22 protein-coding genes are annotated in these 25,161 nt (G+C 67.2%); 16 read left to right on the top strand and 6 right to left on the bottom strand.

Annotated features, from left to right (window positions below):
• Positions 1-122: 122 nt before the first annotated feature.
• Positions 123-998, bottom strand: coding sequence for an EamA family transporter RarD (rarD, locus tag DES44_RS22075; protein WP_058937295.1), 876 nt, complete (start codon positions 996-998; stop codon positions 123-125).
• Between the two features lie 362 nt (positions 999-1,360).
• On the opposite strand from rarD, the gene DES44_RS22070 reads away from it, so the two are divergent.
• Positions 1,361-1,630, top strand: a complete 270-nt coding sequence (locus DES44_RS22070) for a ubiquitin family protein (protein WP_058934482.1) — start codon at positions 1,361-1,363, stop codon at positions 1,628-1,630.
• 31 nt (positions 1,631-1,661) lie between these two features.
• Positions 1,662-2,741, top strand: coding sequence for a WD40/YVTN/BNR-like repeat-containing protein (locus DES44_RS22065; RefSeq protein ID WP_058937296.1), 1,080 nt, complete (start codon positions 1,662-1,664; stop codon positions 2,739-2,741).
• A gap of 2 nt (positions 2,742-2,743) precedes the next feature.
• Here DES44_RS22065 and DES44_RS22060 read toward each other — a convergent pair whose 3' ends face one another.
• Positions 2,744-3,451: a pseudouridine synthase gene (locus DES44_RS22060; protein ID WP_058934483.1), complete on the bottom strand. Its 708-nt coding sequence runs from the start codon at positions 3,449-3,451 to the stop codon at positions 2,744-2,746.
• Between the two features lie 301 nt (positions 3,452-3,752).
• Between DES44_RS22060 and DES44_RS22055 the strand changes: the two genes are divergently transcribed.
• Positions 3,753-4,127, top strand: a complete 375-nt coding sequence (locus DES44_RS22055; RefSeq protein WP_058934484.1) for a hypothetical protein — start codon at positions 3,753-3,755, stop codon at positions 4,125-4,127.
• A 67-nt stretch (positions 4,128-4,194) separates the two neighbouring features.
• On the opposite strand, the gene DES44_RS22050 is transcribed toward DES44_RS22055, so the two are convergent.
• Positions 4,195-4,608 carry a YchJ family protein gene (locus DES44_RS22050; protein WP_058934485.1) on the bottom strand — a complete coding sequence of 138 codons (414 nt, stop codon included), beginning with the start codon at positions 4,606-4,608 and terminating at the stop codon, positions 4,195-4,197.
• 33 nt (positions 4,609-4,641) lie between these two features.
• Between DES44_RS22050 and DES44_RS22045 the strand changes: the two genes are divergently transcribed.
• The 3 genes from DES44_RS22045 (at position 4,642) to DES44_RS22035 (ending at position 9,004) form a co-directional block, all read left to right on the top strand.
• Positions 4,642-7,107: a UvrD-helicase domain-containing protein gene (locus tag DES44_RS22045; RefSeq protein ID WP_083525460.1), complete on the top strand. Its 2,466-nt coding sequence runs from the start codon at positions 4,642-4,644 to the stop codon at positions 7,105-7,107.
• Positions 7,108-7,215: 108 nt separating this feature from the next.
• Complete coding sequence (locus DES44_RS22040; protein ID WP_083525461.1) at positions 7,216-7,512, top strand: helix-turn-helix transcriptional regulator; 297 nt, start codon at positions 7,216-7,218, stop codon at positions 7,510-7,512.
• Positions 7,513-7,516: 4 nt separating this feature from the next.
• Entirely contained in the window at positions 7,517-9,004 is a 1,488-nt protein-coding gene (locus DES44_RS22035; RefSeq protein WP_147307185.1) for a HipA domain-containing protein, read from the top strand.
• Positions 9,005-9,034: 30 nt separating this feature from the next.
• On the opposite strand, the gene DES44_RS22030 is transcribed toward DES44_RS22035, so the two are convergent.
• The 3 genes from DES44_RS22030 to DES44_RS22020 form a co-directional block, all read right to left on the bottom strand.
• A complete protein-coding gene (locus tag DES44_RS22030) occupies positions 9,035-10,252 on the bottom strand; it encodes a BPSS1780 family membrane protein (RefSeq protein WP_058934488.1) in 1,218 nt (405 codons plus the stop codon).
• On the bottom strand, positions 10,249-11,220 hold the full coding sequence (locus DES44_RS22025; protein WP_058934489.1) for a homoserine kinase: 972 nt from the start codon (positions 11,218-11,220) through the stop codon (positions 10,249-10,251). Before DES44_RS22025 ends, DES44_RS22030 begins: the two co-directional genes overlap by 4 nt.
• A 122-nt stretch (positions 11,221-11,342) precedes the next feature.
• Entirely contained in the window at positions 11,343-11,798 is a 456-nt protein-coding gene (locus DES44_RS22020; RefSeq protein ID WP_058934490.1) for a hypothetical protein, read from the bottom strand.
• A gap of 668 nt (positions 11,799-12,466) precedes the next feature.
• Here DES44_RS22020 and polA point away from each other — a divergent pair.
• The 10 genes from polA to DES44_RS21970 all read left to right on the top strand — a co-directional run bounded on the left by polA (position 12,467) and on the right by DES44_RS21970 (position 24,543).
• Positions 12,467-15,268 carry a DNA polymerase I gene (polA, locus tag DES44_RS22015; RefSeq protein WP_058934491.1) on the top strand — a complete coding sequence of 934 codons (2,802 nt, stop codon included), beginning with the start codon at positions 12,467-12,469 and terminating at the stop codon, positions 15,266-15,268.
• Positions 15,269-15,291: 23 nt separating this feature from the next.
• The gene (locus tag DES44_RS22010; RefSeq protein WP_058934492.1) at positions 15,292-16,551 is read left to right on the top strand and encodes a lipoprotein-releasing ABC transporter permease subunit; all 1,260 of its coding nucleotides are present in this window, start codon (positions 15,292-15,294) and stop codon (positions 16,549-16,551) included.
• Positions 16,544-17,275 (top strand): ABC transporter ATP-binding protein, encoded by a 732-nt coding sequence (locus DES44_RS22005; RefSeq protein WP_058934493.1) that lies wholly within the window; start codon positions 16,544-16,546, stop codon positions 17,273-17,275. Before DES44_RS22010 ends, DES44_RS22005 begins: the two co-directional genes overlap by 8 nt.
• A gap of 220 nt (positions 17,276-17,495) precedes the next feature.
• Complete coding sequence (gene purU, locus DES44_RS22000) at positions 17,496-18,428, top strand: formyltetrahydrofolate deformylase (protein WP_083525462.1); 933 nt, start codon at positions 17,496-17,498, stop codon at positions 18,426-18,428.
• Positions 18,429-18,442: 14 nt separating this feature from the next.
• Positions 18,443-19,279 carry a TatD family hydrolase gene (locus tag DES44_RS21995; RefSeq protein WP_058934494.1) on the top strand — a complete coding sequence of 279 codons (837 nt, stop codon included), beginning with the start codon at positions 18,443-18,445 and terminating at the stop codon, positions 19,277-19,279.
• Entirely contained in the window at positions 19,279-19,788 is a 510-nt protein-coding gene (locus tag DES44_RS21990; protein WP_058934495.1) for a DNA-deoxyinosine glycosylase, read from the top strand. The genes DES44_RS21995 and DES44_RS21990 overlap by 1 nt, the downstream gene beginning before the upstream one ends.
• Positions 19,789-19,795: 7 nt before the next feature.
• A complete protein-coding gene (locus DES44_RS21985; protein ID WP_058934496.1) occupies positions 19,796-20,626 on the top strand; it encodes a spermine/spermidine synthase domain-containing protein in 831 nt (276 codons plus the stop codon).
• Positions 20,627-20,629: 3 nt separating this feature from the next.
• Positions 20,630-22,447, top strand: a complete 1,818-nt coding sequence (gene tfpB, locus DES44_RS21980) for a type IV pilus assembly ATPase TfpB (RefSeq protein WP_083525463.1) — start codon at positions 20,630-20,632, stop codon at positions 22,445-22,447.
• 112 nt (positions 22,448-22,559) lie between these two features.
• Positions 22,560-23,027, top strand: coding sequence for a tripartite tricarboxylate transporter TctB family protein (locus tag DES44_RS21975; protein ID WP_058934497.1), 468 nt, complete (start codon positions 22,560-22,562; stop codon positions 23,025-23,027).
• Between the two features lie 10 nt (positions 23,028-23,037).
• Entirely contained in the window at positions 23,038-24,543 is a 1,506-nt protein-coding gene (locus DES44_RS21970) for a tripartite tricarboxylate transporter permease (RefSeq protein ID WP_058934498.1), read from the top strand.
• The last annotated feature ends 618 nt before the right edge of the window (positions 24,544-25,161 follow it).

The following is a 25,161-nucleotide window of genomic DNA, read 5'->3' as shown; positions in this document are numbered from 1 at the left end:
CGGTGCAGGTCTTGCAGTGGTTCTCGTGTCAGCGCGCGCCTACGTCGTCACCGATGCAGCCGCACCTGTCATCACCGATGGCGTCACCGATGCCATCATCAAAGCGCCCGATATCCGAACGTTTACAACTTGGGCTGGCGCGAGCGCCACAGCCCTTCCAGCGAATACACCGCCAGTGCTGCCCAGATAAAAGCGAAACCCGCCAGCCGCGCGGTGCTCAAAGGCTCGTGATAGAGCCACACGCCCAGCGCGAACTGCAGCGTGGGCGCGATGTATTGCATGAGGCCCAGCAAGGTCATGGTGATGCGGCGTGCGCCGGCGGCGAACAGCAGCAGCGGCACCGCCGTCATCGGTCCGGCCAGCAGCAGCCAGCCCAGTTGCGAGCCGGTGCCGGTCACCAGCGCGCTGCTGCCCTGCCAGGTCCACACGGCCAGTGCCACGGCGGCGACGGGCGCCAGCAGAAGGGTCTCCAGCGTGAGACCTTCCAGCGCGCCCAGCGGCGCGGTCTTTCGCATCAGGCCGTAGAAGCCGAAGCTCACCGCCAGCACCAGGGCAATCCAGGGGAGTTGACCGGCGCTGACGGTGAGCCAAAGCACGCCCGCTGCAGCCAGCGACACGGCGAACCACTGGCCGGGACGCAGACGCTCGCGCAGCACCAGAAAGCCCAGCGCCACATTCACCAGCGGGTTGATGAAGTAGCCCAGGCTCGCATCCACCACATGGCCGTGCTGCACCGCCCAGACGTAAGTGAGCCAGTTGACCGACAGCAGCAGCGCGGACAACGCAAAGGTGCCGATCAGACGCGGCGAGCGCAGCACCGGCCCCAGCCAGCCCCAGCGCCTGAGCACGGTCAGCACGACGGCGACAAACACCAGCGACCAGACCGTGCGGTGGGCCACCACCTCCATGGCATTCACACCCACCAGCTGCTTGAAGTAGAGCGGGAACAGACCCCAGGCCGTGTAGGCCAGCGCGGCGCAGATCATGCCGCTGCGGATGTCGCGGGCGGTGGGGGCAGCAGGAGCGGTAGGGCTGGCAGAGACGGAAGACGGGGAGGCGCTCGAAGCGGGCGACCCAGTCGTCGCAGGGCTGGAAGAAGAAGTGGCAGTCACGGTAGGAGGCGTCCGGATGCTTGCAAAGGCATCAGAAGGAAGCAGAAGAGGAGGCGGGAATAAAACCGCGGATGGAAGCGGCGGTGGAATCGCGGATGAAAGCAGGCATGCAAGCAGCGTCACAGCGTCCGGTTGCGCCCATTGTCCCCAAGAACACGGACGGCCGGTGCTCCGGCCGAAGGAAGCCCTGGAGTCCGGGGGGAGCACCGTCTTTTCACCGACCTGCAAACGGCGCAGGATTCCCGCCCATGGCGCACCTCGAATTCACCGCCCAGCTTCATCGCTACGTGGACACCCCGGTCCTGGACTGCGACGCCGACCGCCTTGGCGACGCGCTGGCCCGCGCCTTCGAGGTGAACCCGCGGCTGCGTGGCTACATCCTGGATGAACAGGGGCATCTGCGGACTCACGTGGCGGTGTTCATCGACGGACAGAAGGCCCGCGACCGGCAAGGCTTGAGCGACCCGCTGGGACCGCGCTCCCAGGTCTACGTGCTGCAGGCGCTGTCCGGCGGCTGACGTGGATGAAGGCACCCGCACAGGAGACATCATGACGACCACAGCCTGGATCGGCACCCGCAAGGGACTGTTTGAGCTGCAGCAGCGGGACGGGGACGCTTGGTCCATCGCCCGACATCATTTCGTGGGCGATCCAGTCACCATGGTGCTGCCGCCGACCGCCTCCGGCGGGCGCTTGATCGCCGCGCTGAACCTGGGCCACTTCGGCTGCAAGGTCCATGCGTCTGAAGACGGCGGTGCCCACTGGCAGGAACTGCCCGCACCGGCCTTTCCCACCCAGCCGGAAGGCGCGCCGGGACCGGCCTGGAAGCTGCAGCAGATCTGGTCGCTGGAGCGCGGCAGCGATGGGCGCCTCTGGGCGGGCACCATTCCTGGCGGCGTGTTTGTCAGCGAGGACGAGGGCGACAGCTGGTCGCTGATCGAGTCGATGTGGCACCGGCCGGAGCGGCTGGGCTGGTTCGGCGGCGGGTATGACGCGCCGGGCGTCCACTCCATCTGCATCGACCCGAAAGCGCCGCAAGAGGTGCTGCTGGGCATTTCATGCGGCGGTGCCTGGCGCAGCCGGGACGGCGGCGCGAGCTGGCACATCAGCGCCAAGGGCATGCGGGCGGACTTCATGCCGCCGGACCAGGCCGGTGAGGAAAACACCCAGGACCCGCACCGCATCGTCGCCTGCGAGGCGGACCCGAAGGTGCTCTGGTGCCAGCATCACAACGGGGTCTGGCGCAGCGAGGACGGCGGCGCCTTCTGGCAGGAGATCAAGCCGCCGGTGTCCGGCTTCGGCTTTGCGGTGGCCGCCCATGCGTCCGACCCGCTGACCGCCTGGCTGGTGCCGGCGGTCAAGGACGAGCGACGGCTGCCGGTGGAAGGCGCGCTGGTGGTGAACCGCACCCGCGACGGCGGCAAGACCTTCGACACGCTGCGCGCCGGGCTGCCGCAGCAGCATTGTTATGACCTGATCTACCGTCACGGCCTGGCGGCCCATGGGGACGGCCGGCGTCTCTTGATGGGCAGCACCACCGGCAATGTCTGGGCCAGTGGCGACGCGGGCGACCACTGGCGGGCGGTCTCCCACACCATGCCGCCGGTGTACTGCGTGCGCTTCGGCTGAGGTCAGCGCGCGGCGGCGGGCGGCAGCCACCGCGCCCACTCGGGCCCCGGGGGCGCTTCCAGGGTCAGGGGCGCGCCGGTCACCGGATGCTGCAGGCGCAGGGTCAGCGCATGCAGCCACATCCGCTGCACGCCGAGGTGGGCAGCCAGGGTGCGGTTGAGCGGCCCCTTGCCGTGGTTGGCATCCCCGACGATCGGGTGGGCCAGGTGCTTGAGATGTCGCCGGATCTGATGACGACGGCCCTGCACCGGCTCGCAGGCGAGCAGGCTCAGCCGGGTGTCCGGGAACTGCGGATGGGTGGACACCGGCACGGTGAAACGCTGCAGGCATTCCCAGTGGGTCTGTGCGTCCAGCATCGGTTGCCCGGCCGATGGCAGCTCGGGATCCCGGGCCAGCGGATGGTCGACCGTGCCGCGGTCCTGGGCGGGCCAGCCGCGCACCAGCGCCAGGTAGCGCTTGTGGGTCAGGCGCTCGGACAGCGCCACGCCGAGCTGGCTGGCCACCTCCGCTTGCAGCGCAAACACCAGCACGCCGGAGGTACCCCGGTCGAGGCGGTGCACCGGCCAGACCGGTCGGCCGAGCTGATCCCGCAGGCGCTGCAGGGCGGCGTCGTCCTCGTGGGCATCCAGCGTGGTGCGGTGCACCAGCAGACCGGCCGGCTTGTCGATGACGGCCAGGTGGTCGTCCAGGTGCAGCAGGGTCAGGGGCACCCGTGGCGCGGGCGCCTCCGGCGAACCGCCTGGAAGCGAAACGTCGGGAAGCGAAGCGTCGGGAAGTGAAGGCGGACGCGATGTCATGGCGGGTGGGGACGGCAATCGTGGCGCCGATGCGCCATTTCATCGGGGAAGTGACTGGTTTTTGGTTCGTCTCCCCGTTTCGGGGGTGAGACGAAGAAGGGGGCTTTTCGCCAAAATTCTGTCATCGGAGCGGCTCATCATCATCGCAGCGGATGGACGTTCCATGTTTGGCAGTTCGGAAAGCTCAAGCAGGTGCTTTCCTCAGGAGTCGGTCATGCCCCAGGAGTTGCGCGTCGGTCATCGTTCCAGTCTGGTCTCTCTCTTGGGGCTGGGCCTGATGGTGTTGGGTCTGCTCGGAGGGCTGTTGGCCGTCTGGCGGATGGAGCCGTGGCTGGGCGCGTCGCTGGGCCTGTGGGGTGCCTTGGCGCTGGTGACCGGGCATGCGCTGTGGCGTCGGCTGGAATGGGCGCTGCGGGCCAGCAGCTGGGTGCTGGTGAGCCTGGTGCCGGTGGCCCTGGTGGCCGTGGCCGTGATGGCCGATGAAGTGCCGATGCTGGCACTGGTACCGCTGGGCGGCGTGATGGCGCTGGGGCTGTCCTGGGCCGTGCGCCGACTGCACTCGCGCGGTGTGCGGCAGGAATTTGCCTGATCGCCCCCCAGGGGTGCTGAGAGCCTGAGGCTCCGACGGCAAGCCGTTGAGCGGCGGGCCCTTCCGGTCACTTCAGGTCGCCGTCCTTGTAGAGCCACACGCCGTCGATGCGTTCAAACCGGCTGATCTCATGCAGCCGGTAGGCGCGCCCGCCGAGCTTGCTGCGCGCCACGAATTCCACCGTGGCATGGGTGTCGTCCTGCACCGCATGGCGCTTGACCTCCAGCCCCAGCCAGCGCAGGCCGGCTTCATTGGGGGCCACCGTGTCCGGGCGGGTCTGGGGATGCCAGGTCGCGCGCAGGTAGTCGGTCAGGTCCAGCACGAAGGCGCTGTAGCGCGAGCGCATGAGCGCCTGCGCATCCGGCGCGGTCAAGGCGCCGGACTGTTCGAACGCCGCATGCAGCCGTCCGCAGCAGCGGCTGTAGGGGGCGGCTTGGCCACAGGGGCAGGGGGCGTCGGGACTGAAATGCAGGGTCTTCATGGGGCCGGCATCATGCCATCCTAGAATGGCTGGATGAATTCCCAGGATTTCGGCGCGGCCGGCGCCCATGATGCCCGCAACGGCCAGGATGCTCAGGACGAAGAGGGTCAGTCCGACCTGTTTCGGCCTCGTGCGCCCCGTGGCCTGCTGGACAACCTCAACCCCGAGCAATACGCCGCGGTGACGCTGGGCCAGGAGCCTGCGCTGATCCTGGCCGGGGCCGGTTCCGGCAAGACGCGGGTGCTGACCACCCGCATCGCCTGGCTGATGAGCCAGGGCCTGGCCACGCCTGCCGGCGTGATGGCCGTGACCTTCACCAACAAGGCGGCCAAGGAGATGGTCACCCGGCTGTCCGCCATGCTGCCGGTGAATGTGCGCGGCATGTGGATCGGCACCTTCCACGGCCTGTGCAACCGCTTCCTGCGCGCCCACTGGAAGCTGGCCGGACTGCCGCAGGGCTTCCAGATCCTGGATGCCGGAGACACGGTGTCCGCCGTCAAGCGGGTCATCAAGGCCATGAAGCTGGACGAGGAACGCTTCGTTCCCAAGCAGGTGTCGTGGTTCATCGCCGGGGCGAAGGAAGACGGCCTGCGTCCCAAGGACATCGACCTGCGGGACGAGCAGACCCGCAAGCTGGTCGAGATCTACCAGAACTACGAAGACCAGTGCGCCCGGGAAGGCGTGGTGGACTTCGCCGAGCTGATGCTGCGCTCCTACGAGTTGATGCGGGACAACGCCGCCATCCGCGAGCACTACCAGCGCCGCTTCCAGTACGTGCTGGTGGACGAGTTCCAGGACACCAACAAGCTGCAATATGCCTGGCTGAAGATGTTTGCGCCGCCCGGTCGCGGCCAGGGCGTCTTTGCGGTGGGCGACGATGACCAGAGCATCTACGCCTTCCGCGGTGCTCGCGTGGGCAACATGAGCGACTTCGAGCGGGAATACCGGGTGCGCCATGTCGTCAAGCTGGAGCAGAACTACCGCAGCTTCGGCAACATCCTGGACGCGGCCAATGCGCTGATCAGCAACAACACCCGCCGCCTGGGCAAGAACCTGCGCACCGACGCGGGCGCCGGCGAGCCGGTGCGCATCAATGAGGCCAGTAGCGACTTCGCCGAAGCGCAGTGGCTGCTGGAAGAAGCGCAGGCCCTGCATCGGCAGGGGCTGCCGCGCAGCGAGATCGCGGTGCTCTATCGCAGCAATGCGCAGTCACGGGTCATCGAATCGGCGCTGTTCAATGCCGGCATTCCTTATCGCGTCTATGGGGGCCTGCGCTTCTTCGAGCGCGCGGAAATCAAACACGCGCTGGCCTATCTGCGGCTGATCGAGAACCCCAACGACGACACCAGCTTCCTGCGGGTGGTGAACTTCCCGGCGCGCGGCATTGGCGCTCGCACGGTGGAACTGCTCCAGGATGCCGCGCGCCAGAGCGGCCGCTCGCTGTATCAGAGCGTGGCGGCGGTGGCCGGCCGTGGCGGCGCCAGCCTGGGCAACTTCGTGGGCATGGTGGACGCCATGCGCGAGGCCACCACCGGGCTGACGCTGCGCGAGATCATCGAGCACGTCATCGAATCGTCCGGGCTGGCCGACTTCTACCGTGCCGAGAAGGAAGGCGAGGAGCGGCTGGAAAACCTGGGCGAACTGGTCAACGCCGCCGAGGCGTTTGTCACCCAGGAAGGCTTTGGCAAGGACGCGGTGGCCTTGCCGGTGGACGAGCATTCCCCCGGCCAGATCGCCGACGGTTTTCCGTCTGCGGTGGCGCCTGCGGCACCCGCCACGCCGGATGCGGAGACGGGGGAGATCATGTCGCCGCTGGCGGCCTTCCTCACCCATGCATCGCTGGAGGCCGGGGACAACCAGGCCCAGGCCGGGCAGGACGCCATCCAGCTGATGACGGTGCATTCGGCCAAGGGCCTGGAATTCGATGCGGTCTTCATCACCGGCCTGGAAGAGGGGCTGTTCCCGCATGAGAACTCGATGTCCGATGCGGACGGCCTGGAAGAAGAGCGCCGGCTGATGTATGTGGCCATCACCCGGGCGCGGCAGCGGCTGTACATCAGCTTCTGCCAGACCCGCATGCTGCACGGGCAGACCCGCTACAACATCAAGAGCCGCTTCCTGGAAGAGTTGCCGGAAGAAACGCTCAAGTGGCTGACGCCTCGCAACCAGGGCTTTGGCTCCGGCTTTGCAAAAGATTACCAACAGGCCTGGCAGCGGGGCTCGGGGCTGAAGTCCATGGTGGGCGCGGGCCGTGTGGAGCCGCCGAGTTTCGCGTCGGCGCCGGTGCCGGCCTCGATGAAGCAGTCGGCGGCCCAGAAGACGGGCGACGAGCACGGCGGCCTGCGGGTGGGCAAGGGCGTGTTCCACAACAAGTTTGGCGAAGGCGTGCTGGTGACGCTGGAAGGCACCGGGCCGGATGCGCGAGCGCAGGTCAACTTTGGTCGTCACGGCATCAAGTGGCTGGCGCTGGGTGTGGCCAAGCTGACCCCCATCGATTGACGGGGGCCAAGACGCGTTAGAGTCGGGGCGGGGCGCCAGAGAGTCCGGACATCCGGACCGACCGAGCGGGGAGGGAGGGGTGAAACTTTCTCTGCAGTCTGGAGACCCATGCGTACCGTTGTTCCTCTTGATCCGCCTCACGATCCCACCGTGCTGGACGCTGCCTCGCTGGGTGCGGCCATCCGTTCGGCCCGCACACGGTCCCGCATTCCTCTGGTTGAAGCCGCCGATGCCATCGGGGTGTCCCGGCAGACCATGATCAATATCGAGAAGGGCGGGGCGGGTGTGGGCTTGCCCACCGTGCTCAAGGCCGCGCGCGAACTGGGCGTCACCCTGTTTGCCGTGCCCGCTACCGAACGCGAGGTGGTGCGCCGCGCCATCCTGGCCACTCGCGACGAGGCTTGAGGCCGTGCCCGTGCAGGTGTGGCTGGGAGACCAGCCCGCCGGGGAGCTGGCGCCACTGCGGTATGCGCCGGAGTGGCTGGCCCAGTGGCGGGCGTTTCCGCTCAGCCCTCGACTGCCGCTGAACGCAGTGGCGACACCGTCTCTTCTGAAGACCTCGCTCCTGAATGCAGGGCCCCGCTATCTAGGCGCCCGCGATGCAGGTGCCCGCGATGCAGGCGGCCGCGAGCGACTCGCTGAAGAGGCCAACGACGAGTTGGCGACCTATCTAAGGCTCTTGCTGCCGCAAGGACTCGCACAGGACGGCTTGCTGCGGGCGCTGCGCTCACCGGCTGAGGCGGCCAAGACGGCCAAGACGGCCGAGGCGGCCGCAGCCGGTCTTCCGTCCACCCAGGGCATGAGCACCGAAGAGATCGTGGCGATGCTGAGCGCGGCCGGCGACGATCTGCCCGGCGCCCTGAGCCTGCGCGACACCCGCGCGAACGCTCGCCCCCGGAGCCATGGAATGCCGCTGCGGGCTTTGTCAGTCGAGGCGATGAGCGAGCGGCTCCAAGGACCTCCCGAGGCGCGGCTGCTGCTGGATCCTGGCGCTGCGCCGCCGGTGCTGCCATGGTGGCCGGCTTCGTCGGGCGAGCCGCTGATCGGCGTCTACCTGGACCAGGAGCGATGGTGGTGGACCTGCACGCCGCAACTGGCGTCCACTCATCTGCTTGAAGCGCCGGGAGAGGCGGGTGAGCGGCGACTATGGAACAAGCTGTTCTGTCTGCGTCTGGCCGCACGGTTGGGCCTGGACGTGGCGCCGGTGGAACTGCTGCGGTGCCCGATGCCGGTGCTTCAGTTTCAGCGCTGGGATCGGCAGCGTCTGGAGGATGGGCGCGTGCGTCGGCTGCATGCGGTGTCGGTGGCGCAGGTTTTCGGGGGCGCGGTGACGCGCTCGGCCGGGATGAGCCCTGCGGCCATTCCCATCGAAGCTCCCTTGTGGATGCAACTGGGCGCCTTGCTGGAACACAGCCCGCAGCCGTTGGTGGACCGACGTGCCCTGATCCGATGGTGGATCTTCCAGGGGCTGACCGGCCACTTCACGGCCAGTTCGTTGGATCTGTGGTGTTATCTGGATGCGACCGGTCTGCGTCTGGCACCGGTGATGAATCTCTGGTGCCCGGCTGCGGAGCCTGCCGCGGAGCCTGCCGCGGAGCTTGCGGCGGAGCATGCGGCGGAGAGCGGCGTGGCTCCCAGCTCGATGGTGCCCATGTGCCTGCAGGCCAGCGACTGGGCGCTGGTGGCCCGGGCTTGCGGCGCGAACCCGCGCAGCCTCGCCCATGAGTTGCGGCGCATGAGCGAAGCGGCGCCCCTGGAGGCGCGCGCAGTGGCCCAGCAGCTCAACGGGACCGTGCCTGAAGATCTGATGCAGGCGGTGGTGGACGCCATCACGGCGGCGGCTACTGTGCAGCTGGACTGCGTGGACGACCTGCTGCACACCGACCATCGCGACTGAGGGCCGGACATGACCGAACCCCCAAGCCCTTCAGCGAGGGCGACTGTCGTCGGTGTTCTGATGTTGCGGCTGTGAGGGCTGTGCGGGCTGTGAGGGCTCTGCGGGCTGTTCGGGCTGTTGGGACGGCTGGGCCTGCGGAGCCTGCGAAGGTGCCGCCGGCGCTGCCCCCTGATCTGCTGAGGCCTGCGGCCGATCGGTCTGCCCCACTGTGCCGAAGTCACTCGACGGGGCGGATCCGTTCACCGGCCCCGACGGCTCCTGCAGCTTGTGCGGTTCGGATGAGCCGGCGTCGCTGGGCGCGGGCGCCACCGGTTCAATCGGCTTAACCGGCTCATGTGTCTGCCCGCCAGACGGGGTGCCGACGCTGCTGCCGGTCGTCCCGATGCCGCTGCTGAGGGTGTTGTTGCCACCGTCAGGCGTGCCGGCCTTGCGGGCGGGGGGCACGGGCAGGTCCCTGGGGGCGCCAAACATGAAGCAGTCGATGAAGGTGAAATACAGCGAGCAGAGGAATGCGGTGAACAGCACGAAGAACACCGGCACCTGCAGCAACGTCGCCAGCATGGGCGAGCCCAGCAGGGCGGCCACCAGGCTCACTGCGATGGAGCACACGAAGGTCAGCACGACCCAGGCGAGCCCCGACACGAAGAAGGCGCCTCTGTTCTTCCAAACGCCCAGCGTGCTGGAGAACAGCGACTGGATCACGCCCTGTCCGCCCCAGTGGATCAGCGCCGGCGCATGCCACAGCGGGATGCTGACGAGGGTCAGCAGGCCGAAGAAGGTCATGGTCGCCTGCACCATACGGGGGTCGGTCATGACCGCGACCACGGCAGCGGGGTCTGGCTGCGTGCCGGCCTTGGCCATATCGGCGAGTTGGTCCATGGCGCCGCCGGCCACCCAGATGGAAATCTGGCTGATCACCACGCTCAGCACGACGCTCAGCAGGCCCAGCAGCAGTTGGGCCTTGCGACGTTCCGGGGTGAGCTGAAGCGGCTGCGTGAACACGGCCACGGTGGGCGTATGGGACTGCAGCACCTGATGGGAGGCCAGCATGAAGCCCAGGCAGACCAGCGGCACTGAGGCCACGGTCACCAGGGAGCCGACCACGGTCAGGCTCAGCAGCGTCCAGACCAGCATCGTCAGCGAAAACAGGCCGATCAGCGCGAACGGCTGGCGTTGCACCACTTTCAGGCCATGCCGAACCCAGATCAGCCCATTGCGGGCGGGAACGGTCTGCAGGTGCAACATCATGGCAGGGACTCCAGCGCATGCCACGGACGGGCGATACGCTCGCGCAGCACGCGCTCGAAATGGGTGGGATCGTGGGGCTTGAGCAAACTGGCTTCCCGGGGCAGGTGAAAGTCCCACAGCCGGGAGATCCAGAAGCGCAAGGCGGCGGCCCGCAGCAGGCCGGGCAGCAGACGGTGTTCGGCGCCGGTCAGCGGCCGCACCGTCTCGTAGGCGCTGACGAAGGCGCTGGCGCGCTGCTCATCGAGCCGGCCGCTGGCCAGGTCGATGCACCAGTCGTTCAGGCACACGCACAGGTCGAACAAAAACGTGTCCACCCCGGCGAAATAGAAATCGAAGAAACCGCTCAACCGCTCCCGGCCGGGCAGGCCTTCGAACATCACGTTGTCGCGGAACAGGTCCGCATGCACGGGCCCGCGAGGCAACTGCGCGGTGCCTGGCGCCAGCTGTTCCTGGAAGGCCAGCTCGTCCTTCAGCAGCGTGGCCTGTTCCGACGACAGGTAGGGCAGCACCACGGGAACGGTCTCGCGCCACCAGGGCAGGCCGCGCAGGTTGTCCTGATGCATGGGGAAATCCGTGCCGGCCAGATGCATCCGGGCCAGGCCGGCGCCGACCTGCTCGCAATGGAACTGATCGGGCGCCAGCTGATGGCTGCCGCGCAGCTTCTCCACCACGGCGGCGGGTTTGCCGGCGAGGGTGTGCAGGATGCGGTCCTGGGCGTCGGGCTGGGGGGCGGGCACCGGGATGCCGCGCCGGGCCAGATGGCGCATCAATTCCAGATAGAAGGGCAGCTGCTCGAAGCTCAGGCGTTCGAACAGCGTGAGCACGAACTCGCCTTTGTCGCTGGTCAGAAAGTAGTTGGTGTTCTCGATCCCGGCGGAGATGCCTTTGAGCGACTGGAGGGTGCCCAGGTTCAGGGTGTCGAGGAGCGTCTGCGCCTCTTGGGGCGTGACGTCGGTGAATACGGCCATGAAGCGGATGGGTGGTGATCGGAGCGGGGCGTTCGCGGGGTGGGCTGGACGCGTTGGGCAGCGTGTGGGTGACAGGCTGGCGGGGCGTTCAGCGGGCCGTGTGCGAGCGGGCCGGCGTCGGATCAGAAGCTGAGCACGCGCCAGACGCGTTGACCGGCGTTACCGCGATCAGCGCCCTGGCGGACGGGGATATCTTTGCCGGAATCGCCGAGCAGGATCTCGTACTCGGGCGTTCCGTCCTTGCGCTTGACCACGACCTTTTGGGTCAGGCCTCTCACCCGCGTCTCCTCGATGCGAACCTTGTCGTCTTCCTGGACGATCTGTTCCACCTTGGCGTCCGGCACCTCGCGGACCTCGCGTGCGCTGGCATCGCTGCTGGCGGTGCGTGCGGTGGACGCAGCCGGCGCCGAAGCGGCCGGTGTGATGGAGACGGGAGCCTGGGCGGACGCTGCGGTCGCAGTCGCTGCTCCTGCGGGCGTCTCCGCCGCATGGGCCGAGGCGCCGATGCCGAGGGCGGCAGCGCAAGCGACGGCCAGCAGCGCACGGCTGGGCGAGGAGGCGAAGCGGATGCTCATCATGATCCCCCCATTCTAGATGTGTTTGGCCCCCCAGTCGCTTCGCTCCTGCCCCCAGGGGGCGCCGCCCAGCGGCCTGGCAGAGCCAGATCCGCGGGCGTGGCTTGATGAGCCCCCCAGTCGCTTCGCTCCTGCCCCCAAGGGGCGCCACCCAGCGGCCTGGCAAAGCCAGTTCCGCGGGTGTGGCTGGAGGGGGGCAAGGCGCGGGGCGCCTTGCCCGTTCGGGGAGGGAGGGGGCGCAGCGTCGTGAGGGGTGATGGGGGAGGGCTGGGGCGGTGGAATGGGTGTGTTGATGGTGGGGGAGCTCGGTGGTGTGCGGCGAAGGCCAGGGGTGCCCTGTTTCCGTAAGTATTAGGAGGAGCCCGCGGAGCGGGCGGGGGACTGAGCCCGGACACAAACAGTCCGGTGGACTGTTTGTGCCTGGCGAAGGCCAGGGCCTCTGGCCCTGGCATGGAGGAAACAGGGTGCCCCTGGTCTTCGCTGCTCGCTCGGTCCCAGCACGCTGGCCGCTCGTCACCCGCACTCTACTTCCCACCCGCTGCTCAGACGGTGACTGCTGTATTCCCCACCCACCAAAGGCATCGCCCCCGACGCCCCCGCTGCCCCCCAAGTTGAGCGCACACCCTGGAAGGCGGCGGAAGCCCACCCCCCACCGGGGCACAATACGCCCCATGAATAAGCCTTTGATGTTGCTGGTGGACGGCTCCAGCTATCTGTATCGCGCCTATCACGCGATGCCTGACCTCCGCGGCCCTGACGGCCGCCCCACTGGCGCCATTCATGGCATGGTGGCCATGCTCAAGCGACTCCGCGATGATGCCGGCGCTGAGCATGCAGCCTGTGTCTTCGACGCTTCCGGCCCCACCTTCCGCGACGAGTGGTACCCCGAGTACAAGGCCCAGCGTTCCCCCATGCCCGACGCGCTGCGCGAACAGATCGAGCCCATCCACGAGGTGGTGCGCCTGCTCGGCTGGCCCGTCCTCACCGTCCCTGGCATCGAGGCGGATGACGCCATCGGCACCCTGTCCCGCGTCGCGGCCCAGGCCGGCCACCAGGTCCTGATCTCCACCGGCGACAAGGACCTGGCCCAACTCGTCACCCCCGACGTCCAGCTGATCAACACCATGTCCAACGAACGCCTGGACGAAGCCGGCGTGCTGGCCAAGTTCGGCGTCCCACCCGACAGAATCATCGACTACCTCACCCTCATGGGCGACACCGTGGACAACGTCCCCGGCGTCGAAAAGGTCGGCCCCAAGACCGCTGCCAAGTGGATCGCCGAACACGGATCGCTCGACGGCGTCATCGCCGCCGCCGACAAGATCAAGGGCGTGGCCGGCGACAACCTGCGCAAGGCGCTCGACTGGCTGCCCATGGGCCGCAAGCTGGTCACCGTCAAACTCGACTGCGACCTCTGCGAGCATGTCCCCGGCTGGCCCGCCCTCGAAGCCCTGGCCTTCAAGCCGGTCGACGAGGCCGGCCTGCTGGAGTTCTACAACCGCAACGGCTTCAAAACCTGGCGTCGCGAACTCGAAACCCGCCTGGGCGGCAGCTCCCCCAGCCACGGCGCCACCGTCGCCCCCAACCTGCAAGCCGGCCAGACCACGGGCCCAACCACTGGCCAGAGCGACCTCTTCGCCGACCCTCCCGTCGCCCCCACCCCGGCCGAAAAGCACTACGAGACCATCACCGACTGGCCCCGCCTGGACGACTGGCTCTCCCGCCTGCAACAAGCCCCGCTGGCCGCCCTCGACACCGAAACCGACTCCCTCGACGCGATGCAGGCCCGCATCGTCGGCATCAGCTTCAGCGTCAAGCCCGGCGAAGCCGCCTACGTCCCGCTGCGCCATGAAGGCCCGGACGCCCCGGTGCAACTGCCCCTGGACGAGGTCCTCGCACGCCTGAAACCCTGGCTGGAGGACGCGACCCGTCCCAAGGTCGGCCAGAACATCAAATACGACACTCACGTCCTGGCCAACCACGGCATCCAGGTCGCCGGCTACGTCTTCGACACCATGCTGGAGAGCTACGTGCTCGAAGCCCACCGCAGCCACAGCCTGGAAGCGCTCGCCGACCGCGTCCTCGGCCGCAAGGGCCTGAGCTACGAAGACCTCTGCGGCAAGGGAGCCCACCAGATTCCGTTCGCCCAGGTCGAAGTGGCCAAGGCCGCGGAATACTCCTGCGAAGACTCCGACATGTGCCTGCAGGTGCACCTGGCGCTCATGCCGCGCCTGGAAGCCGAGGCCAAGCTCAAGTTTGTTTACGAACAGCTGGAGATGCCGGTGTCCCAGCTGCTGGCGCGCATCGAGCGCACCGGCGTGCTCATCGATGCCGCCCGCCTGCAGGCCCAGAGCGCCGAGCTCGGCCAGCGCATGGTCGCTGCCGAACAGGCCGCCCATGAGATGGCCGGCCAGCCCTTCAACATGGGCTCGCCCAAGCAGATCGGCGAAATCCTCTTCAACCGCCTGGGCCTGCCCGTCGTCAAGCGCACCGCCACCGGCGCGCCGTCCACCGATGAGGAAGTGCTCGAGAAGCTGTCCGCCGACTTCCCGCTGCCGGCCAAGATCCTCGAATACCGGGCCCTGTCCAAACTCAAGAGCACGTACACCGACAAGCTCCCGCTGATGGTCAACCCCCAGACCGGCCGGGTGCACACCACCTATGCCCAGGCCGTGGCGGTGACCGGACGGCTGTCCAGCAACGAGCCCAACCTGCAGAACATCCCCATCCGCACGGCCGAGGGCCGCCGGGTGCGCGAGGCCTTCATCGCCCCGCCGGGTCACCGCATCGTGAGTGCCGACTATTCGCAGATCGAGCTGCGCATCATGGCCCACATCAGCGAAGACCCCGGCCTGCTGCGCGCCTTCCAGGAAGGCCAGGACGTGCACCGCGCCACCGCGGCCGAAGTGTTCGGTGGCGACGTGGGCAGTGTCACGCCGGAGCAGCGTCGCTATGCCAAGACCATCAACTTCGGGCTGATCTACGGCATGGGCGCCTTTGGCCTGGCCCAGTCGCTGGGCATCGAGCAGAAGGCAGCCAAGGACTACATCGACCGCTACTTCACCCGCTTCGCCGGTGTGCGCACCTACATGGACGACACCAAGCAGTTTGCCAAGGCCAAAGGCTATGTCGAAACCGTCTTTGGCCGCCGCCTCTGGTTGCCCGAGATCAACTCCGGCAACGGACCGCGCCGCAGCGGGGCCGAGCGTCAGGCCATCAACGCGCCGATGCAGGGCACGGCGGCCGACCTGATCAAGCTGGCGATGATCGCCGTCCAGCAGGCCCTGGACGAACAGAACAAACGCACCCGCATCGTCATGCAGGTGCACGACGAACTCGTCTTCGAAGTCCCGGAGGACGAGCTGGACTGGGTCCGCGCCGAAGTGCCGACGCTGATGGCCGGGGTCGCTGCGCTGAAGGTGCCGCTGCTGGCGGAAGTCGGCGTCGGCAGCAACTGGGATGAAGCGCACTGACCCACTGTTAGCATCCACGCCCTATGAATTGGCCTTATGAATTGCAGGTCGGCTGGCGCTACACGCGCGCCGGCCGCGGGGGGCGGCGCAATCGCTTCATCTCCTTCATCTCCGGGGTGTCGATGTTCGGCATCGCCTTGGGGGTGGCGGCGCTGATCATCGTGCTGTCGGTGATGAACGGCTTCCAGAAGGAAGTGCGCGACCGCATGCTGTCGGTGGTGGCGCATGTGGAGCTGCTCAACTACACCGGCGAGGCGCTGCCGGACTGGCAGGCCGTCGCGGCCAAGGCCAAGGAGAATCCGCAGGTGGTGGGGGCAGCGCCGTTCGTCAGCTCCCAGGCACTGATTGCCCGGGGCGAGGACATGCGCGGCGCCATCGTGCGCGGCATCGATCCGGCGCTGGAGCCGGCGGTGACCCCGGTGGCCGCCTCGCTGGCCAAGGAAGGCCTGCTGCAACGTCTGCAGGCCGGGCAGTGGAACATGATCCTGGGCGTGGAACTGGCTCGCCAGCTCGGTGTGCAGGCCGGCGACAAGATCACCATCGTTGCGCCCAGCGGCCAGCTCACCCCGGCGGGTGTGGTGCCGCGCTACAAGCAGTTCAACGTGGTGGGGGTGTTTTCCGCGGGTCACTATGAATACGACAGCGGCCTGGCCCTGGTGCATGTGGACGATGCGGCCAAGCTCTTCCGCACCGGCGGACCGAGCGGCGTGCAACTGCGGCTGACCGATGTGCAGCAGGCCCGGGCCGTGGGCCAGGACCTGCAGCAGCGCTTCTCCCGCGACATCCTGGTGCGCGACTGGACCCGCACCAATGCCAACTGGTTCGATGCCGTGCAGGTGGAAAAGCGCCTGATGGGCATCATCCTGACGCTGATCGTGGCGGTGGCCGCCTTCAACCTGGTCTCCACCCTGGTGATGACGGTGACCGACAAGCAGGCCGACATCGCCATCCTGCGCACCCTGGGCGCCAGCCCGCGTTCGGTGATGGGCGTCTTCATCATCCAGGGCGCGCTGGCCGGGGTGATGGGCACCTTGTCCGGCCTGGGCCTGGGCCTGCTGGTGGCGCACAACCTGGATGTGATCGTGCCCTTCATCGAACGGGTGCTGCACACCACCTTCCTGCCGGCGAGCATCTACCTGATCAGCCACATGCCCAGCGATCCGCAGTGGGGCGACATCATTCCCGTGACCGTGACCTCCCTGATCCTGTCCTTCGTGGCCACTCTCTATCCGAGCTGGCGTGCCAGCCGCGTGCAACCGGCGGAGGCGCTGCGGTATGAATGAGGCAGTGAGAAATGAGGCGCTCAGGAATGAGGCACTGAGGAACCCCATAGCCGTGCTCCAGGGCCTGGGGCTGGGTAAGCGCTTCGTGGAAGGCCCGCTGGATGTGCAGGTCTTCCAGAATGTGGACCTGACGGTGCTGCCCGGTGAGACCATGGCCGTGCTGGGCGCGTCCGGCTCCGGCAAGAGTACCTTGCTGCATCTGCTGGGCGGACTGGACAAACCCAGCGCCGGGCAGGTGATGTTGATGGGGCAGGAACTCTCGGACCTGGGGGAAGCGGCCCGGGGGCAGTGGCGCAATCAGCATCTGGGCTTCATCTACCAGTTCCACCACCTGCTGCCGGAATTCAGCGCGCTGGACAACGTGGCCATGCCGCTGCGCATCCGCCGAGTGCCGGTGGAGCAGGCGCGGTCGCAGGCGGCGGCGGTGCTGTCCCGCGTCGGGCTGGCCGCACGGGCGCAGCACCGGCCGGGCGAGCTGTCCGGCGGGGAGCGGCAGCGGGTGGCGATCGCCCGCGCGCTGGTGACCCGTCCCGCCTGTGTGCTGGCCGACGAGCCGACCGGCAACCTGGACCGCACCACGGCCGGCACGGTGTTCGACCTGATGCTGGAGCTGGCTCGGGAGCAGGGCACGGCCTTTGTGATGGTCACTCACGACCAGGACCTGGCGGCGCGGTGCCAGCATCAGCGGCGGCTGGTGGGCGGCACTTTGCAGATCGTCGGCTGACGCTGGCGGTGCGGCCGACGCCGCGCTGTTGGTTGACGCCGACGCTACCGGTGAGCTGCCTGGGATCCGGTGGCGCCGCTGACCGGGGCGATGGCCCCAAGCCGGCCACCTTCGTTCACCATCCCGCCAGTCTCGCTTCACCAATGGCGAGGCAGGCGAGAGGCCGTCCGGCCTTCGGTGGGCCGAGCCGGCCCGGCCCGTGAATTACCATGGGTGCATCATGACGATCCCCACTGCCTCCCTGTCCGCAGGCGTCTCCGCCGCACCCGGTACCTCGCCGGCTGGCGACGCCGGCTCCCGCCGCTTCATCCTCAAGCTCAGTTGCCCCGACCAGGCCGGCATCGTCCATGCGGTGACCGGTGAGCTGCTCGCGCAGGGCGGCAACATCCTGACCTCGGCCCAGCATGGGGATGCGGACCACCAACGCTTTTTCATGCGCATCGAATTCGAATGCGCCGAGCCCCGGCCGGTGCAGGCGCTGCGCGCCGCCTTTGCGCCGCTGGCGCAGCGGCTGTCCATGGACTGGGAACTGGTGGACGCCCAGCGCAAGACCCGCGTGCTGCTGCTGGTCTCCCGCCTGGGGCATTGCCTGAACGACCTGCTGTTCCGGGTCCAGACCGGGCATCTGGCCATCGAGATTCCGGCCATCGTGTCCAACCACCGGGATTTCTATCAGCTGGCCGCCTCCCACGACATCCCGTTCCACCACTTCCCGCTGCTGCACGCGACCGAGGCGCAGAAGCTGGCCCAGGAGCGCCGCATCCAGGAGCTGATCGAGGAGCAGCAGATCGACCTCGTCGTGCTGGCGCGCTACATGCAGATCCTGTCGCCGCAGATGTGCCGCTACCTGGAAGGCCGCGCCATCAACATCCACCACAGCTTCCTGCCCAGCTTCAAGGGCGCCCGTCCTTATCACCAGGCGCATGAGCGCGGGGTGAAGCTGATCGGGGCGACCGCGCACTACGTGACCTCCGACCTGGACGAAGGACCGATCATCGAGCAGGACGTGGCTCGCATCGACCACAGCATGACGCCGGACCAACTGGTGGCCATCGGCCGGGACGTGGAATGCGTCACCCTGGCCCGGGCCATCCAGTGGCATGCCGAGCATCGGGTGCTGCTCAACGGCCATCGCACGGTGGTGTTCCGCTGATGCGCCGCTGAGTCATGTGGATCGACACCCACTGCCATCTTGACGCCGGAGAGTTCGACGCCGACCGGGCGGAGGTGGTGGCGCGCGCCCGCGCGGCGGGGGTGCAGCAGATCGTGATTCCAGCGGTCTCGGTGGACAACTTCGAGACGGTGCGTCATCTGGCCCATCAGCATGGGTATGCGTATGCGCTGGGCATCCACCCGCTCTATGTGATGGGCGCGGCGGAGGAAGACCTCGCCACCCTGGATCGTGCGCTGACCGCGCATCGGGATGATCCCCATCTGGTCGCAATCGGCGAGATCGGACTGGACTTCTTCGTGAAGTCGCTGGATGTGCAGCGGCAGCAATGGTTCTACCTGGAGCAGCTCAAGCTCGCGCGGCGGCACGGCCTGCCGGTGATCCTGCATGTGCGGCGAAGTGCGGACCAGCTGCTGGGCGGCCTGCGCCGGATCGGGGTGACGACCGGCGGCATCGGCCACGCCTTCAATGGCAGCCGGCAGCAGGCGGAGGCCTTCCTGGCGCTGGGCTTCAAGCTGGGGTTCGGGGGAACGCTGACCTTCGACCGCTCGCTGCAGATCCGCCGCCTGGCCGCTGAACTGCCTGCCGACGCCCTGGTCACCGAGACGGACGCCCCGGACATCCCGCCGCAATGGCTCTACCGCACCTTCGAGGAGCGGGCCGCCGGCGCCTCCATGCGCAACGAACCGGGCGAACTGCCCCGCATCGGCAGTGATCTGGCGGCGCTGCGCGGCTGGACGGTGGAGGAGGCCGCTTGCATCACCCGGAACAATGCGCTGCAGGCGCTGCCAAAGCTGGCGGGATTGCAGGCTCAGCCGGCTCCCCGCGCCTGATGCGCTGGCAGGGCCTGGCGCCGGTGATGCGCCCAGACGCGCAATGGCTGCTGCTGGGCAGCTTCCCTGGCCTCGCGTCCCTGAAGGCGCAGCAGTACTACGGCCACCCCCGCAACCAGTTCTGGCGCCTGGTGGGTGACGTACGCGGCGTCGATCTGGTCTCGCTGCCCTATGAAGCACGCCTGGCCGCCCTGCAGGACCTGCGCATCGCCCTGTGGGACGTCATCTCCGAAACCGAACGGGAAGGCAGCCTGGACAGCGCCATCCGCCGCCCGGACGTCAGCGACCTGGCCCGGCTGCTGCGCGAACTGCCGGCGCTGCGGGTCATCGGCTTCAACGGCGGCACCGCCGGCCGCCTGGGGCAACGGCTACTCGGGGACCTTGCAAAGGTTTACCGGGTTCTGGTGCTTCCTTCCTCCAGCCCCGCCCACACGATGCCCTACGATGACAAGTTGCGGGCCTGGCGGGCGCTGAATACGGTCAGCGGGCCCCCGATTCGTCAGGAGTGACACGCCGATGCGGTCCCCCTGGCCTTCTTCACTTCAGGACGACGCAGTGGGCAACAAGCGGGACAAGAACAAGACAGACTGGGTCGAGGCCACACTGAGCGAGTTCGACGGTGTGCGCTACCTGCATCTGGATTCCATCTGGGTGCAGGGCGCCATGCGGGTGAAGAAGCCCGACCGGCTCGAGCTGGAGTATGTGCAGCGCATGATGGCCTGGATGCTGTGGCGCGACGCCGCCGACATGACCAGCGGCCGGGCGGTGCAACTGGGCCTGGGGGCCGGGGCGCTGAGCCGCTTCACCCGCCGGCAGCTGAAGATGAAGACCACGGCGGTGGAGATCAACCCGACGGTGATCAGCGCCTGCCGTCATTGGTTCCACCTGCCGGAGGACGACGACCGCTTCCAGGTGCTCAACCAGGATGCCGGTGCCTGGGTGGCCGACGCGGCGCACTGGGGCACGGCGGCGGTGCTGAATGTGGACCTGTATGACCACGAAGCCGCTGCCCCGGTGCTGGACGACCAGCAGTTCTACAGCGACTGCCGCGCCGTGCTGGCCGACGGCGGGCTGATGACCGTCAACCTCTTTGGCCGCAGCGCCAGCTTCGCCCGCAGCGCCGCCCGCATCGCCACCGCCTTCGGCTCCGACCAGGTCTGGCATCTCACCCCCACCCGCGAGGGCAACACCATCGTGGTGGCCGCCCGCGGTGTGCAGGTGCCCGACCGGGAGGAGCTGGAGCGCCGCGCCGCCTTCATCGAGGAGCGTTTCGACCTGCCGGCCCGCAAATGGCTGAAACTGGTGCGCCCGCTGCCGATGAACATCATCAACCAGATCCGCGATTAAGCCATGAAGACCTCAAGCCCCGTGAAGGCCCCGGCGACCACCGCCGCCGCTGCTGCCCCCCCCGCCACGGGCAAGCTGGAATGGCGCAGCTTGCTGAAATGGCTGGTGGAGGATGGTGTGATCGAGGCCGAGGCAGCTCGCCAGACCGAAGCCCGCTTTGCCGCCGGCAACAGTGCGCTGCATCCGCTGGTGCGGCTGGGCAATGCCGGACTGACGCGCGCGGACACCGGCCGGGTGATGGATGTGGAGGCCATGACCGAGTGGCTGGCTGCGCGGCTGAAGATGCCCTACCTGCGCATCGATCCGCTGAAGGTGGATGTGGGCCGGGTGGCGGACGTGATGTCGGCCAACTATGCGGAAGCCCGTCGATGCCTGCCCATCCAGGTGGGGATGACCGAAGTGACGGTCGCCACCGCTGAGCCGCTGGATGCCGGCTGGGTCTCGCAGATCGAGTCGCACACCCGCAAGCGGGTGAAGTTGGTGCTGGCCAATCCGCAGGAGATCAGCCGCTTCACGACTGAATTCTTCACGCTGGCCCGGTCGGTGCGGGCCGCGTCCAAGAGCGGGGAGGTCAGCCAGACCGCCAGCTTCGAGCAACTGGTGGAGCTGGGCCGCAGCAATAAGCAGCTGGATGCCAACGACCAGGGCGTGGTGCAGGTGGTGGACTGGCTCTGGCAGTACGCTTTCGACCAGCGCGCCTCGGACATCCATCTGGAGCCGCGCCGGGACATGGGGGCCATTCGCTTTCGCATCGACGGTGTGCTGCACACCGTCTACCAGCTGCCCCCCTCGGTGATGGCGGCGATGACCGCCCGCATCAAGCTGCTGGGGCGGATGGACGTGGTGGAAAAGCGCCGGCCGCTGGACGGCCGCATCAAGACCCGCAATCCCGCCGGGGAAGAGGTGGAAATGCGTCTGTCGACGCTGCCGACCGCCTTCGGCGAGAAGATGGTGATGCGGATCTTCGACCCGGACACCGCCGTCAAGGACCTCTCGCAGCTGGGCTTCTCCACCCATGATGCGGAGCGCTGGACCCGTCTGACCGCCAAGCCGCACGGCATCATCCTGGTGACCGGGCCCACCGGTTCGGGCAAGACGTCCACCCTTTATTCCACCCTCAAGCGCCTGGCGACGGACGAGGTGAATGTCTGCACGGTGGAGGACCCGATCGAAATGATCGAGCCGTCGTTCAACCAGTCGCAGGTGCTCGCGTCCATCGACTTCGGCTTCGCCGACGGACTCCGGGCCCTGATGCGTCAGGATCCCGACATCATCATGGTGGGGGAAATCCGCGACCTGGAAACCGCCGAGATGGCCATCCAGGCCTCGCTGACCGGCCACCTGGTGTTCTCCACGCTGCACACCAACGATTCGGTCTCCGCCATCACCCGCCTGACCGACCTGGGCGTGCCCAACTATTTGATCGACGCCACCGTGATCGGCGTGCTGGCGCAGCGGCTGGTGCGAACCCTGTGCCCGAGCTGCAAGGTGCCGGATCCGGAGGTGACGCTGGACACGCTCAATGAGACGCTCAAGCCCTGGCGCCTGAGCGGCGGCGTCAAGCCCTACAAGCCGGTCGGCTGCCTGGACTGCCGCAATACCGGCTTCCGCGGCCGGGCAGGGCTGTATGAGCTGCTGATGCTGTCCGACACGGTCCGCCGCCACCTGCATCCCCACACGGACATGACCGCACTGCGCCGGCAGGCGGTGCAGGAAGGCCTGCGGCCGCTGCGCCTGGGGGGGGCGATGAAGGTGGCCGAAGGCCTGACCACCATGGAGGAGGTGCTGCGCAGCACGCCGACCTGGGAAAACCAGACCTGAACTGGTGTTGTCCCAGGGGCCGCAGCCGCGCTGTTTTACGTGGAAACCACAGACGGCGGGGCGCGGCCGCTCCCTAGAATCGCGCCCATTCAAGCCTCTAGAGGGTCCCTCGATGAAGATCAAGAGTCAGCGCGACTTCTGGTCAGGGCTGTTGTTTGTGATCGTTGGTGTCGCGTTTGCGAGCGGTTCCCTGATCCACTACAGCTTTGGCAGTTCGGCCCGCCCCGGGCCCGGTTACTTCCCGTTCGGCCTGGGCGTGCTGCTGGCACTGCTGGGCGCTGCAGTGCTGTTCAAGGCCCTGACGATCGAATCGGACGGCGGCCAGCCCATTGGCGCCATCGCATGGCGCCCGCTGCTGGTCGTGGTCGGCGCCATCGCGATGTTCGGCTTCGCGCTGCCGCGCCTGGGCCTGGCCATCACGCTGCCGCTGCTGATCATCGTGTCGTCCTTTGCCAGCGATGAGTTCCGCTGGCGCGATGCCATCCTGAGCAGCGTGGTGCTGACGGTGGGCAGCTGGGCGATTTTTGTCTGGGGATTGAGTCTCGTGATCCCTGTGTGGCCAACCTTCCTCGGCGGATGAGGAGTCGCGCATGGATCTGATCAACAACCTCCTGCTGGGCTTTCAGACAGCCCTGACCCTCCAGAACCTGCTGTATGCCTTCGGCGGCGCGGTGCTGGGGACCCTGATCGGTGTGCTGCCGGGCCTGGGGCCAGTGGCCACCATCGCCATGCTGCTGCCGTCCATCTATTCGCTGGATGCGACGCCGGCGCTGATCATGCTGGCCGGCATCTATTACGGCGCGCAGTATGGGGGCTCGACCACCGCCATCCTGATCAACGTGCCTGGGGAATCGTCGTCGGTGGTGACCGCCATCGACGGCTACCAGATGGCCCGTCAAGGCCGCGCCGGGTCGGCGCTGGCGGCGGCAGGGCTGGGCTCGTTCTTTGCGGGCTGCGTCGGCACCATCATCATTGCGGCCTTTGCGCCGCCGCTGACGGAGCTGGCCTTCAAGTTCGGCCCGGCGGAGTATTTCTCGCTGATGGTGCTGGGCCTGATCGGTGCCGTGGTGCTGGCGTCCGGGTCGCTGCTCAAGGCGATCGCGATGATCGTGCTGGGGCTGCTGCTGGGGCAGATCAACACGGACGTGATTTCGGGTACGCCCCGTTTCTCGTTCGACATCCCGGAACTGACCGACGGCATCAACTTCGTGGTGATCGCCATGGGCATCTTCGGGTTTGGCGAAATCATCGCCAACCTGGGGCAGCCGGCGGAACATCGTGAGGTCTTCACCAAGAGCGTGAAGGGCCTGTGGCCGACCAAGCAGGACTTCCACGACGCCTGGCCGGCGGTGCTGCGCGGCACGGCGCTGGGCTCGGTGCTGGGCGTGCTGCCTGGCGGCGGGGCGCTGCTGGCCTCGTTTGCCGCCTACACGCTGGAGAAGAAGGTGGCGAAGGATCCGAGCCGCTTCGGCAAGGGCGCCATCCAGGGCGTGGCGGGTCCGGAGTCGGCCAACAACGCCGGCGCACAGACCTCCTTCATTCCGATGCTGACGCTGGGCATCCCGCCCAATGCGGTGATGGCACTGATGGTGGGGGCGATGACCATCAAGGGCATCCAGCCCGGCCCACAGGTGATGACAAGCAACCCGGAGCTGTTCTGGGGGCTGATTGCGTCGATGTGGATCGGCAACCTGATGCTGGTGATCCTGAACCTGCCCCTGATCGGGATCTGGATCAAGCTGCTGACGGTGCCTTACCGCTTCCTGTTCCCGGCGATCGTGGTGTTCTGCTGTATCGGCACCTACACGCTGAACAACAACAACTTCGATGTGTTCATGACCGCAGGCTTTGCGGTGGTGGGTTACCTCTTCTACAAGTTGAGCTGTGAACCGGCGCCGCTGCTGCTGGGCTTCATCCTCGGACCCATGATGGAAGAGAACCTGCGCCGGGCGCTGCTGCTGTCGCGCGGCGACTGGAGCACCTTCATGACCCGCCCGCTGTCGGCAGGGCTGCTGATTGCAGCGGCGCTGATGGTGGTGGTGGTGATGTTGCCGTCCATCAAGAACAAGCGCGAAGAAGCCTTCCAGGAGGACTGACGCTGCTGGACACTGGGGGTAGCGAGGCTGCCGCAGTGAACGTGAAGTGACGAAAAGGGCCCGCTGTGCGGGCCCTTTCTCGTTGGTGGGCTGTGAAGTGGCGGGGGTCTGCGCAGTACGGGTTCCGTCGCAAAGGGCGAATATCGCCACTATCTCACTGCCTCTGTTGTCTTGCTGGAAAGTGCTGTGCTACAGTCGCGGTCTTCGCTGATCAGCAAGACGTTCTGAACAAGGTTCTGAACAGACGGCCGGCAGCGACATCAGTAGTTAAGAAGTGACGGTTCGCAGTATGCGGGCCAGACGCAGATAACTACCGGTGGCGAGTGATTGATCTTGATGATGAATCTTTCGCAGTCAGCGTAAAAAATAATTTGCACTGACTGCTTGACGAAATCAAAAAGAATAGTTCATAATCTCGCTTCTTCGCTGCTGATGACGTCAACGACGACACGGCAGCAAACGAAACAGCCTGGCTGCTTCGATGATCTTTAAAAATTTACAGCCAATAAGCGTGGGCGTCTGAATAGAGGCAACCTGAGAAGGTTAAATCTTTAGACGCTCACGGAAATGAATGAAGCTATGAAAGTAGTCTTTGTTCGATTCCGTTGAGTTATTCAA

Origin of the sequence: Roseateles depolymerans, from assembly GCF_003387155.1 — a bacterium.
In the GTDB taxonomy this organism is placed as follows: domain Bacteria; phylum Pseudomonadota; class Gammaproteobacteria; order Burkholderiales; family Burkholderiaceae_C; genus Roseateles; species Roseateles depolymerans.
This window is presented reverse-complemented; position numbering and strand designations above follow the sequence as displayed.